We start from the raw sequence: 10,892 nt of genomic DNA on the forward strand, positions 1-10,892 counted from the left end.
CGGCGTCGCCAAGTCCTTTGCCGGCCGCTGACCCAGCGTCGAGGTGGGACGCCCAAGATAGCGACTTCCTCGATCTTGCCGGAGAGGCGCATCTCACCTTCCAGGGAAGTCCGATGACGAAATCGCCCTTTGGGGCTGTCAAGGGCTTCCTGGACTGCGCTACAGTGGCCGCGACCGATCGCCGTGCGCGGAGTTCTCACGGGAAGGGCACTACCAGAACGATCCGTCCTGAGGTCGCGGTTGGGCTATGATCGGCACTGCAGGCAGGCTCGTCGGCTACTTCGTTTTGCGAACGCGGCTGAGTTCTTCAACAGGCTGCTAGTCTTGCTGCATCACAAACGGTGATCAGGGTGGTTGGCGAACTTGATCGCGCAACAAAGACATCTCGACAGTGTTCGAATGCCCCCTTGTTCGAGCCGCCGTCGCATCATCGCGATCGAACTTGGAATGTGACGCTGGGTCCGCAGCGGCAGATCCGCGGAGTCTTTAATCTGCGGGAACGCGAGCGAGCGGGATCGGCCGGACGCGCCGAGCGCCTGAGGGGGAATCGTCTCGCGCTCGGAGACTAGGAATCCGCAGGCCGCAATGCACATTGTTGCGTGATGATGAAAGCCGCGCCAAGCGGCGCATCAGTTTCGGTGGACGGCCGCGGTCCGACCATAGCTTCGGCGGCAAGGGCCGGTGCCTAGCGCCCATACCGTTGTGCTCGACAGAAGACCCGCCACATAGGCCAATCCCAGCGCCGTGAGCACGCCCCCGCGCGGAAGGCCGGTCTGAGTTTTGAGAGGTCCAAACTTCGGTCTCGCACATTCGTGGCCGGACTTTAACTTCTTCCGGAGGAAATACGCAGTTGCAGGTCAGTCGCGATAGCGACACCAGCGCGACGATGCGGCGGTCATGCATGTCGGCGATGGCGCCGGCCGGCATCGAGATCAGCATCACCGGTAGCATCAGCGCGGTCTGCACCAGTTGCGACCTTGTCGGCCTCCGCGGTCATTTGCGTCATCGCCCAAGCGGCGCCGCCCTGGATCCGGATGCCGAGGTTGGACAGCAGGCTCGCGAGCCAAATGCGCCGGAAGGTGACATAGTGTAAGGGCGGTGATGCTGTCGGCGCTGAACGTCTGGGGCTTGGGCGGATCGATCATATGCCTCCTGCTTGGCCTGCGATGGCATCAATCTGGATGAGGTGAGCGGTGCCCGTCGGCTGCGGTCGAGTGCGGGACCGGCTTTTCCAACGCGTCTATTTTGCTTACGAGGGAAGGACGACGGCCACCAATTCCTGAGGCTCTCACGAGGCGAGCGAAATGGCGTCGCTTGGCGACCAGTCAACCCAGACCTGATCATAGGGTTCGAGTATTGGCGTCCCCGAGCCGCTATGCTGAAGACCTGTTAGACGTTGATCTCCTGCCGATAAGGTATATCGAACCGCGTGTCCTACGAATGCCCGATCTTGAATGACACCTCGCATTCCAAACTCGCCCGGTTGATCGAATCGCGATAGTCGGACACACTCTGGCCTGATCATGACCTTGATCTGATTGCCCGAGCCAAGATTGCTCTGCAAGGTACAACAAATCATCGATCCATCGCTGGTGCGAACGCGGGCAACATCAGCGATAGAGTGATCTACAGTGCCTGCTATCAGATTCAGAGTCACCCAAGAAATCTGCTACAAACTCGTTCGTTGGCCGGAAATAAAGGTCATTCGGCGTGCCGACTTGCTCGACACGAGCATGGTTCATGACGCAGATCCGATCGGATAGAACAAGCGCCTCCTCCTGATCGTGAGTGACGTAAAGAATCGTTACGCCCAGTTCCTGGTGTATTTTCTTAATCTCGAATTGCAGTTGGTGCCTTAGTTTTTTGTCAAGAGCCCCGAGCGGCTCATCCATTAGAATAAGCTTTGGTTTGTAAACGAGACAACGTGCAATTGAGACGCGTTGCTGTTGTCCACCAGACAGCTCCTTCGGCTTGCGCTGCGCGAAATCTCTCAGGCGGACCAAATCAAGCGCCGCCATTACATGGCGCTCGACATCCTTTTTGGCGAACTTGCGCATGCGAAGCGGGAAGGCGACGTTGTCAAAAACGGTCATGTGCGGCATAAGCGCATAGTTTTGGAAAACCATGCCGAGGTTCCGGTCACGGGCAGGGATGTTAGTGACATCGTGGCCATCGATCAGCACGGCGCCACTGGTCGGCACCACCATTCCTGAGACGATGTTAAGCAACGTCGTCTTGCCGGACCCGCTTGGGCCCAGTAGCGTCAAAAATTCCCCAGTGGCAATTGACAGGTTGATTTTGTCGAGCGCGACGGCCGATCCATAGCTCTTTCTTAGGTCGCAAAATTGCAGAGTAGCTTGCAAGGGCTTATCCATCATTCGTTCAGCTGTCTTGGTTCCATGCATTCTTGGAAGTCTCCACCAAAGAGACTGGAATGTTGCAACAAGATCGCATATATTGCAATCCGATATATAAAATCGTATGAAGCGCTCATGTCTATCGAGATGAATCGACGGGAATTGGTCGGGTTTCTAGCCCCAGTCTCAGCTATTATGGCCTTTGGCCTGATGGTTCCGCTTGCGTTTATCATCTACAAAAGTCTAGGCGATGGGCAGCTGTCACTGGACGCTTACATTACTCTGTTCAATAGCCGGCTATTTCGCCGCGTCGTGTGGACAACAGTTGAGATATCGCTGGCCGCTACTACTCTAAGTCTATTGCTGGGCTATCCAATAGCCTTGCATCTCTCTGACTTTCTGCCCGGCGGCGCCCGATTTTCCTTATCCTAGTATTATTGCCGTTCTGGACCAGCATCTTGGTCAAGAGCTATTCCTTTATTGTCGTTCTTGGCGAGCAAGGTCTTATCAATAACGCGCTTGCTGCAGTCGGACTTACGCGCCTGCCGATGATGTTTAATCGTGTGGGTGTCCTTGTTGGAATGAGCAGTTATCTCATTCCTTTTGTTGTGTTTCCTCTACTTTCCAATTTGCTTGCGCAAAGTGCGGATCTGCGAAAGACCGCAGCCGTAATGGGCGCATCGGATCTTCGCATCTTTTGGCAGATCACGCTTCCGCTGAGCGCGCCCGGCCTCCTTGCTGGCGGCATCATGTGTTTCGTTATTTCGCTTGGCTCCTTTGTTACACCGGCCTTACTCGGCGGACGGAGAGATATGATGGTTGCGAACCTCATCGATTTCTATACGCGTGAGTCTCTTGATTGGGCGACCGCATCGGCAATTGCTGTACTTTTGTTCACGGTGAGCGGAGCTCTGTTGTTCCTGGTTGGTAGGCTTCGAGGCGCCAGCGCTTTAATCTGAAGGAGAGACCAGCTTGACCTCGACTGCTTCAGGGCAGGCCTTTACCAAGGGCCGGATTGTGGTTGCGTTGGCCACAATTCTTTACATCTACTTGCTATTTCCAAGCTTGATCATAGTGCCAATATCCTTTGGCAATCGGATCGAGCTTGTCTTTCCGCCGGCTCACTATTCTCTTGATTTGTATCGCGACTACTTCGGGTCCCCGGAATGGTTGATCGTAACGTATCGAAGCGCCAGTTATGCTCTGCTGGCGTCGTCACTCGCGATGGCGGTTGGTGTGCCAGGTGCTTACGCGCTCGCGCGCTCGCACTTTCTAGGCAAGCGCCTGCTCGGACTCTTGATTTTGAGCCCAATGTTGGTACCGACCGTTGTGATTTCCCTAGGTCTCTATTTGTATTATCTACGAACTTCCCTCACTGGCACGATCACGGGATTGGTCCTCGCGCATGCGATGTACGTCATGCCATTCGTGATCCTGACCATATCTGCCGGTATTGAGAATCTGGATGAGCGCCTAGAAAAAGCCGCGGTCATCATGGGCGCAAGTCAGTGGCGCACGTTCCGCCAAGTAGTGTTACCGCAACTCGTTCCTTCGCTCGTTTCCGCCGGCCTGTTCGCCTTTCTGATGTCATTCGATGAAGTTGTGATCGCTTGGTTCATCACCGGGCCGAGCACCATGACGTTGCCGGTCAAGATGTACTCGAGCATCAAGTGGGAGGTCGCGCCTGTTTTGGCCGCGATTGCAACAATACTAACCACTGTCTCAATCATCGTTTGTCTTGTCACGGTTGCGTTGACGCGCGGACGAGCGGCGACGAAGTAAGGAAGTAAGCTCGCCAGAAAACAAATGGCTAGTTTTAACTGTAACCGGTATGAGCTCCCATGTCCGCGGTGATCAGCGTGCGCGTGGGTAGCGGATAGGCATCCAATATTGGCGCAAGGCCTCGACGGCCGCCAGAATCTCGGCGTAGGCGTTATGGTCGCCTTGCGGTGACCCGAGCGGCGGACGGTTCTGATCGTCGCGATTGTGCCGCAGGATGGGCAGCAGCAGGCCGTGATTGACGTTGCCGGCGTCCAGCAACGGCGCCCACGCCGAGAGCCTGAGCCGCATCGCGGCATAGAAGCCCTGACACCACGGGCGCGGATCGATATCGCCATTGACTTCGCGCCGGTGCATCGGTTCGAACCGACCGGGCGTGGTCGAGAGGGTGTTGCTGATGTCGTTGTGGCGCAGCGCGACGGCCGATATCGCGGCGAACTCCGGCGTGCCGCCATGGTTGAAAGCGTCGGCATCGATCGCGAGCTCGCGAGCAGCGGGCGGATCCAGTCGAGCGGGCTCATCGACACCGGTCCGGCTACGATCGCGGCGGCATAGCCGTCGAGCACGGGAATGCTGGCGGCGGCAGGATGCCGATCGATGCGAGCCTGGAGCCATCGCTCGAGCTCCGCAACGAATGGCAGGTCTCGATCCGCAGGGCCTGTGCGGCGTTGGAGTTTGACAGGTCGACCTACCATCACAAGTCCCGTCGCTCCGGCCAGGCTGCCCTCGAACAGAAGATCAAGGAGATCTGTCATGCCCGCGTTCGCTACGGTTACTGTCGTGTTCACGTCCTGCTGCGGCGCGAGGGTTGGCGCCATGGGCAAAACAGGACGCGGCGCATCTATCGCGAATTGGGCCTGCAATTGCGCAACAAAACGCCCAAGCGCCGGGTCAAGGCCAAGCTGCGCGATGACCGCAGGCCGGCCACACGATCGAACGAGACCTGGGCGATGGACTTCGTCCATGACCAGTTGGCGACGGGACACAAGTTTCGGGTGCTTACGATCATCGATACCTTCTCCCGCTTGTCGCCGGCGCTGGCGCCACGTTCACCTTCCGCGGCAGCGACGTCGCGGAGGTGCTGGAAAGGGCCTGCAAGGAAGTGGGCTTCCCGGCAACGATCCGCGTCGATCAAGGCAGCGAGTTCGTATCGCGCGATCTTGACCTGTGGGCCTACCAGCGTGGCGTCACGTTGGACTTCTCAAGGCCCGGCAAGCCGACCGACAACGCGTTCATCGAGGCCTTCAACGGCCGCTTCCGGGCCGAATGCCTCAACGTCCACTGGTTCCTGTCCCTTGCGGACGCCCAGCAAAAAGCTGGAGGATTGGCGCAGATACTACAATGAAGAACGGCCCACGGGGCGGTCGGCAATCGATCGCCGATTTTGCGCAAAACCACGTCGGCGCAACCAGCCCGCCAACGTGATGAGAGGCGCAAAACTCTCGTTCTGGGTGGTCCAAACTTCGGTCTCGCTGCACTTCGGGCCGGACTCTAACTCCTTCCGGAGAAAGTACGTAGTCGCAGGTCACAGGCGCCGGTCGAATAGGCATACGAGATGCGTATTCCGCGCTGCGGTTCAAGGCCAACGGAACTCTCTGATATGCGGGGTCCAGAACAACAGCGTCCTGTCGCCTAATCGAGCGAGGAATCAAGCCATTCAAGCGCCGCTCATCCAGCCCTTATATCCGCACCAGAATGGCTTGCTCGAACAGACGTCTCAATAGGCGCCCATCGCGAGCGAAATTTTCCGGGCCGCAGCAATTGTTACCGGCAAGAGCTTTCCTCGAGCCTCTTGGACCGTCAGCCGACTACTGGGGCCGGAAAGGCTGATGCCACCCAGCACCGCCTTTGAACCGTCGACAATGGCCGCTCCGACGGCGGTTTCGTTGTGAAAATATTGTGATTGCGACACGACGTATCCCTCTTTGGCGGCCTTCTCTATAAGCCTGCGCATTTCATTGGGGCTAGTAACTGCCTGATCCGTATGTTTCTGATAATTCGTGGTTCTAATGATATGGTCTCGCTCCGTTGCCGGAAGACGAGCAACAATTGCCCGTCCTGCAATAGCGTAGAGCGCCGGCATACGAAGACCGGTCTGGACGTTCGTCGCAACAATGTCGCGGCCAGGCATCCGCCAAACGAGGATGACGTCATTGCCGTCTAGCACCACGAGATTGACGGCTTCACCCGTTTTCTCGTGCGCTTCAACCAGAAACGGTTGGGCTCGCTCGATCAACCCGTCGCTGTACGTATACGCATAGGCGAACTCAAGGAGCCGAGGGGAAAGCGAATATTGCTTGGTATCTTCGTGCTTTCGAAGCAGGCCGAGCTGATGAAGAGTGAAAATGAACCGCTGGGCTGCGCTCTTGTCCAGACCTGTCACTTTCGTAATTGCCGCGAGTGTCAGCCGTGGTCGCTCGCGGCTGAATGCATCAAGGACCATGACCGCTTTCTCAATTGAATTTACAAAGAGCGAATGGTCGCGTGCATCCCCTTTCCGTTGGCTACGCATCTTGGAGACCGACCTTGTAATCTTGTTGGGAAAGTTAGGACCTCGTTGCAAAGCGAACTATCCCATATTGCATGACATCAGTCCTAAATTGCATCACCCGTATCGAAAGTCAATTCTACCGCGTCATGCGTGCCAGCTTTGACCATCGGAAAATTGACGTTATGCGCTGGTCAAGGGCCGCGTTTTTTCTTCGGCATGCTGTTGCCTTCGAGGGCGATGCGGTGCGCATTGTGAATGATCCGGTCGAGGATGGCGTCGGCGATGTTGGACGGTTTGGACATGATGTGGGATTGATTCCGCCGGCCTACGTCAAACCTTATGTGCGACGGGGCGCCAAGACCGACACCGCTGATGCGGCCGCGATCTGCGAGACGGTCACCTTCCCAATATCCGATTCGTTCCGATCAACAACATCGAGAACCAAGGCTTCCTGATGCTTCATCGTGCGAGAGTTCTACTGGTTCGGCAGCGAACCATGACGGCTTGCGCTATTCGAGCGTACTTTGTTGAGTTCGGAGTCATTGTCAGGCAAGGCCGGCAAGGGGTGGATGATCTTGTGGACTTGCTGGATCGGGCCGGCAACCAGCGCATTGTGCGATCTCATTCTCAACGAGCGCTCGCACCCCGAACAAGGCTTCCGCGCCTGACTCGGCATCCTCAGGCTCGCCGCGTCCTACGGGCGCGAACGGCTGGACGCCGCGGCTGCGCGGGCGATCGACATCGGCGCGCGCACCTATGGCTCGGTCAAGTCGATCCTCGCCAACAATCTCGATCGGCGTCCTGCTCACCAGCACTCCGCGGACGATGCGCCGATCCTGCATGCCAACATCCGCGGACCGCGCTACTACAATTAGGAGACCGTCCCTTGCTCACCCATCCGACCCTCGACCGCCTCAACGCCCTCGGCCTCCACGGCATGGCCAAGGCCTTCGCCGACATCGAAGCCGCCGGTGAGGCTGGCAGCCTCGGTCACGCCGAATGGCTTGCTCTGCTGCTCGAACGTGAAGCCTCGCTGCGGCACGACAAACGGCTCGCCACTCGCCTGCGCTACGCCAAGCTGCGCCAGCAGGCGTGCGTCGAGGACATTGACTACCGCACCCCGCGCGGCCTCGACTGCCCACTGTTTGCCAAGCTTGTCGAGGGACGCTGGATCGACGACCATGCCAACCTGCTGATCTGCGGCCCGGCCGGCGTCGGCAAGAGCTGGCTCGCCTCGGCGCTCGGCCACAAGGCCTGCCGCGACAATCGCTCCGTGCTCTATCAACGTGTTCCGCGGCTGTTCGATGACCTCGCTCTCGCGCGCGGCGACGGCCGCCATCCACGCCTGTTGCGCGGCCTCGGCCGTGTCGATCTGCTGATCCTCGATGATTGGGGGCTCGAGCCGCTCAATGCCGGCGCCCGTCATGACCTCCTGGAAATCCTCGAAGATCGCTACGGTCACCGTTCCACCATCGTCACCAGCCAGCTCCCCGTGGACCAGTGGCATGTGCTCATTGGAGATCCCACCTATGCCGACGCCGTGCTCGATCGCCTCGTCCACAATGCCCATCGGCTCGACCTCACCGGCGGGAGCCTGCGCCGAACTCGGCAATCCGCTCGAAAGACCTGAGCCCGTAACGCTGTGGACATGCCGCTTCGCTTGGACAACGCCAGACGTTGCCCACATGCCCACAGCAACAGCAACAGAAGCAGAAGAAGTTCAAGCCGCGATTCCAGGTTGACCACGCGGCTCGCCAAATGCCAGAGAAGCTACCGCCAGAACGCCTCGTCACCGGGCGAGATCAAATCGGAAAGGTGGGCGACATCGTCTCGGAATCCCCGAGCGACTTCACATCGGTACACCCGGGCGACTTCGTCGGAATCCGCACTCTACCGTTCCCGGCACAAAATCGAAAACTTGTTCGCCAAACTCAAGGATTGGCGACGCATCGCGACCCGCTACGACCGATGCGCTCACACCTTCTTCTCGGCAATCTGTATCGCGGCAGCCGTCGCCTTCTACCTCAATCAATGTGTCCTGACCTTAGCACTACTTTGGCACTTCTTGATTGTCGGCATCTCGAAGAAGTTGCTCACAGTGAGAGCATAGCCTGGATGGAGGCCGTGCGAAGAGGTCGAGGATAGCTTGCCGGATCGCCGGCATGCTCGGTTGTGGCGGCGGTCCCCCGACTCGTTTTTCCGTCCCGCTGCTTTGAGGCGGCGGGACTGGAGGAAGGCGTAGGCGATCGTGGTCATCAAGGCGTGTCGATGTAGCCCGGTCAGGATCTGCCTTCGAAGTGGTCGAGGCCGAGTTCTTCCTTGAGTTGCTGATGCGCCTGCCCACAGACCCGGCTTTGATCGTAGCGGCGAGCATCTTGAGGTTCGCGTCGGCCGGCAAGTTCGAGACATAGTATTTTTGCTCGCCGGTCGACCTGCGTTCGCCGACGAGCCAGACTTCATCTCCCGGCATGCACTGCATACGATTGTCGCGCATCCGGGCTTATGACCATCCGCCAACGCGGACACGGCGGGCCGCGAACAAACATGTCAGTCGGCCTTTGGTGCTCCGCCCCCAGCTGACCCTTTGCCACTTCTCTACGGCCAGCAGCGCTTCTGGCAGAGCGGTTTCAGCTAGGCATGGAAGCCCGACCGCGACACCCCCAACGCATCGCATAGCCATGCCACCGGCCAGATCGCCCGGTGCTTCGCGATGCCGAACTTCATGTCGCTTCCGTCGCAAAGTTGGCAGCGGCCTTTTTTTCGGATGTCCCGCTCGGCTTTCAGCTTGGCGACCTCACGGCGCAGCCGTTCGATCTCCTGCTGCTCAGGCTTCATTTGCCGTGGCCGGAAGGCCTGCACCGGATCGGAACCGAACTCCTTGACCCACTTGCGCAGAACATTCTCATGAACGTCCAGGTCGCGGCCAGCTTGCGCCACCGACACCTTGCGTTCCCTGACCAGCTTAACCGCCTCGAGCTTGAACTCGCAACTGAACTTCAGTCTCTTCATCGACCACCTCCGGCTTCATGAAACACCTAGTCTTGGTGTCCATCAAACCGGCAGCAGCTCAGAACGCTCTTGCGGTCTCCTAGACCAACAACCCGGCAATGTAAGCCGGACACATCCGCACTCTGGTCCTGTGCCCGAGCGCTGCAACAAACGGTGCAAGCCAGCGATCAAGATCGACTTGCCAGTCTACGTCCATCGATCGGCCCTCCAAAAGCCGGCCGCCTATGAATCATTGAAAAACCGATTCGGGAATCTGGTCCCGCCGCTCAATCACCAAGATCTGCCAAAGTAGTGTTAGATGCCCTTGTTCGATTTTTCACGAACGTGTATTGTCAGCGGATCTGCTTTTGGAACGTCAAAGCCCCGATCAGCCGGTGAAGACTACAGTCTTCTTGCCATTCAGCACCACGCGATCCTCGATGTGATGGCGTACGGCGCGCGCGAGTACGCGCCGCTCGATGTCGCGGCCCTTGCGGACGAGATCGTCTGGTGTGTCGCGATGCGAGATCCGCTCAACATCCTGCTCAATGATCGGCCCCTCGTCGAGATCAGAGGTCACATAGTGCGCTGTCGCTCCAATCAATTTCACACCTCGCTCATGAGCTTGGTGATAGGGCTTAGCGCCCTTGAAGCCTGGCAGAAAGGAGTGGTGAATATTGATGCAGCGACCCGACAACTTGGCCGAAAGGCCGTCCGACAGAATTTGCATGTAACGCGCGAGGACAACGAGATCCGTATTGGTCTCCTGCACAAGCTCCCAAATTCGTGCCTCTTGCTCCATCTTGGTCTGCCTCGTGACGGGCAAATGGTAAAACGGTAGCCCGCCAATATCGGTGTATGCCAGATGCTCGCGGCCGTGGTTGGAAACGATGGCTGTTATCTCCATTGGCAATTCGCCGATGCGCCAGCGATAAAGCAAATCGGCAAGACAATGGTCGAATTTGGACACTAGCAGCAATACGCGTTTCTTCGCGGCACTCTGCTGCAGAGTGAACGTCATGGAGAGGCGTTCGGCGAGGTCCTCGACTGACGCAGCGATTTCCGTCTCCGATCTTGCCTGATCGAGGCGATCGAAGACAACGCGCATGAAGAAGCGACCTGTCTCGATATCGTCGAACTGCTGAGCGTCTAGGATGTTGCAACCACCTTGGAACAGAAGACTTGAGACTGCCGAGACGATTCCCGATCGATCAGGGCAGGACAAGGTGAGGATCATGGAGCAATCGGACATAACAATGACTTCGGGCCAGCGGCCC

9 protein-coding genes and 7 pseudogenes are annotated in these 10,892 nt (G+C 58.0%); 7 read left to right on the plus strand and 9 right to left on the minus strand.

What is annotated here, in order from left to right:
* Positions 1-864 precede the first annotated feature (864 nt).
* The 3 genes and pseudogenes from ACSKB9_RS15695 to ACSKB9_RS15705 form a co-directional block, all read right to left on the minus strand.
* Positions 865-1,145, minus strand: a pseudogene (locus ACSKB9_RS15695) (MFS transporter); the annotation flags it as partial.
* 143 nt (positions 1,146-1,288) lie between these two features.
* Positions 1,289-1,579: a TOBE domain-containing protein gene (locus tag ACSKB9_RS15700; RefSeq protein WP_438074155.1), complete on the minus strand. Its 291-nt coding sequence runs from the start codon at positions 1,577-1,579 to the stop codon at positions 1,289-1,291.
* Positions 1,580-1,610: 31 nt separating this feature from the next.
* Positions 1,611-2,405, minus strand: a complete 795-nt coding sequence (locus tag ACSKB9_RS15705; RefSeq protein ID WP_438074156.1) for an ABC transporter ATP-binding protein — start codon at positions 2,403-2,405, stop codon at positions 1,611-1,613.
* Between the two features lie 87 nt (positions 2,406-2,492).
* Between ACSKB9_RS15705 and ACSKB9_RS15710 the strand changes: the two genes are divergently transcribed.
* From ACSKB9_RS15710 to ACSKB9_RS15720, 3 genes are read left to right on the plus strand one after another with little or no spacing between them, the layout of a single operon-like run.
* Positions 2,493-2,789 carry a hypothetical protein gene (locus ACSKB9_RS15710; RefSeq protein WP_438074157.1) on the plus strand — a complete coding sequence of 99 codons (297 nt, stop codon included), beginning with the start codon at positions 2,493-2,495 and terminating at the stop codon, positions 2,787-2,789.
* 26 nt (positions 2,790-2,815) lie between these two features.
* Positions 2,816-3,316: an ABC transporter permease gene (locus tag ACSKB9_RS15715; protein WP_438074158.1), complete on the plus strand. Its 501-nt coding sequence runs from the start codon at positions 2,816-2,818 to the stop codon at positions 3,314-3,316.
* Between the two features lie 13 nt (positions 3,317-3,329).
* Entirely contained in the window at positions 3,330-4,139 is an 810-nt protein-coding gene (locus ACSKB9_RS15720; RefSeq protein WP_438074159.1) for an ABC transporter permease, read from the plus strand.
* 72 nt (positions 4,140-4,211) lie between these two features.
* Here the strand turns inward: ACSKB9_RS15720 and ACSKB9_RS15725 are convergent, their stop codons facing one another.
* Positions 4,212-4,751 (minus strand): UPF0149 family protein, encoded by a 540-nt coding sequence (locus ACSKB9_RS15725; RefSeq protein WP_438074160.1) that lies wholly within the window; start codon positions 4,749-4,751, stop codon positions 4,212-4,214.
* 17 nt (positions 4,752-4,768) lie between these two features.
* On the opposite strand from ACSKB9_RS15725, the pseudogene ACSKB9_RS15730 reads away from it, so the two are divergent.
* Positions 4,769-5,561, plus strand: a pseudogene (locus ACSKB9_RS15730) (IS3 family transposase); the annotation flags it as partial.
* A 292-nt stretch (positions 5,562-5,853) separates the two neighbouring features.
* Here ACSKB9_RS15730 and ACSKB9_RS15735 read toward each other — a convergent pair.
* Positions 5,854-6,648, minus strand: coding sequence for an IclR family transcriptional regulator (locus ACSKB9_RS15735; RefSeq protein ID WP_438074161.1), 795 nt, complete (start codon positions 6,646-6,648; stop codon positions 5,854-5,856).
* 260 nt (positions 6,649-6,908) lie between these two features.
* On the opposite strand from ACSKB9_RS15735, the pseudogene ACSKB9_RS15740 reads away from it, so the two are divergent.
* From ACSKB9_RS15740 to ACSKB9_RS15750, 3 genes and pseudogenes are all read left to right on the plus strand, one after another.
* A pseudogene (locus tag ACSKB9_RS15740) lies at positions 6,909-7,219 on the plus strand (IS110 family transposase); the annotation flags it as partial.
* Between the two features lie 294 nt (positions 7,220-7,513).
* Positions 7,514-8,257 carry an IS21-like element helper ATPase IstB gene (istB, locus tag ACSKB9_RS15745; RefSeq protein ID WP_438080240.1) on the plus strand — a complete coding sequence of 248 codons (744 nt, stop codon included), beginning with the start codon at positions 7,514-7,516 and terminating at the stop codon, positions 8,255-8,257.
* A 261-nt stretch (positions 8,258-8,518) separates the two neighbouring features.
* A pseudogene (locus ACSKB9_RS15750) lies at positions 8,519-8,653 on the plus strand (transposase); the annotation flags it as partial.
* A gap of 2 nt (positions 8,654-8,655) precedes the next feature.
* On the opposite strand, the pseudogene ACSKB9_RS15755 reads toward ACSKB9_RS15750, so the two are convergent.
* From ACSKB9_RS15755 to purU, 4 genes and pseudogenes are all read right to left on the minus strand, one after another.
* Positions 8,656-9,241 (minus strand): annotated as a pseudogene (locus ACSKB9_RS15755) (hypothetical protein); the annotation flags it as partial.
* Positions 9,242-9,261: 20 nt separating this feature from the next.
* Positions 9,262-9,636: pseudogene (locus tag ACSKB9_RS15760) on the minus strand (transposase); the annotation flags it as partial.
* Positions 9,637-9,698: 62 nt separating this feature from the next.
* Positions 9,699-9,869: pseudogene (locus ACSKB9_RS15765) on the minus strand (IS701 family transposase); the annotation flags it as partial.
* Positions 9,870-10,003: 134 nt separating this feature from the next.
* Complete coding sequence (gene purU, locus ACSKB9_RS15770; RefSeq protein ID WP_438074162.1) at positions 10,004-10,867, minus strand: formyltetrahydrofolate deformylase; 864 nt, start codon at positions 10,865-10,867, stop codon at positions 10,004-10,006.
* Between the last annotated feature and the right edge of the window lie 25 nt (positions 10,868-10,892).

The sequence above is a fragment of the Bradyrhizobium sp. BR 1433 genome (assembly GCF_051547665.1).
GTDB lineage: Bacteria > Pseudomonadota > Alphaproteobacteria > Rhizobiales > Xanthobacteraceae > Bradyrhizobium > Bradyrhizobium australafricanum.

Excerpts from the sequence above, each read along its gene's own strand:
- ACSKB9_RS15710 (WP_438074157.1), top strand. The coding sequence starts at position 2,493 with ATGTCTATCGAGATGAATCGACGGGAATTGGTCGGGTTTCTAGCCCCA.
- ACSKB9_RS15725 (WP_438074160.1), bottom strand. The coding sequence starts at position 4,751 with ATGGCTCCAGGCTCGCATCGATCGGCATCCTGCCGCCGCCAGCATTCC.
- ACSKB9_RS15700 (WP_438074155.1), bottom strand. The coding sequence starts at position 1,579 with ATGATTTGTTGTACCTTGCAGAGCAATCTTGGCTCGGGCAATCAGATC.
- ACSKB9_RS15705 (WP_438074156.1), bottom strand. The coding sequence starts at position 2,405 with ATGCATGGAACCAAGACAGCTGAACGAATGATGGATAAGCCCTTGCAA.
- purU (WP_438074162.1), bottom strand. The coding sequence starts at position 10,867 with ATGTCCGATTGCTCCATGATCCTCACCTTGTCCTGCCCTGATCGATCG.
- ACSKB9_RS15735 (WP_438074161.1), bottom strand. The coding sequence starts at position 6,648 with ATGCGTAGCCAACGGAAAGGGGATGCACGCGACCATTCGCTCTTTGTA.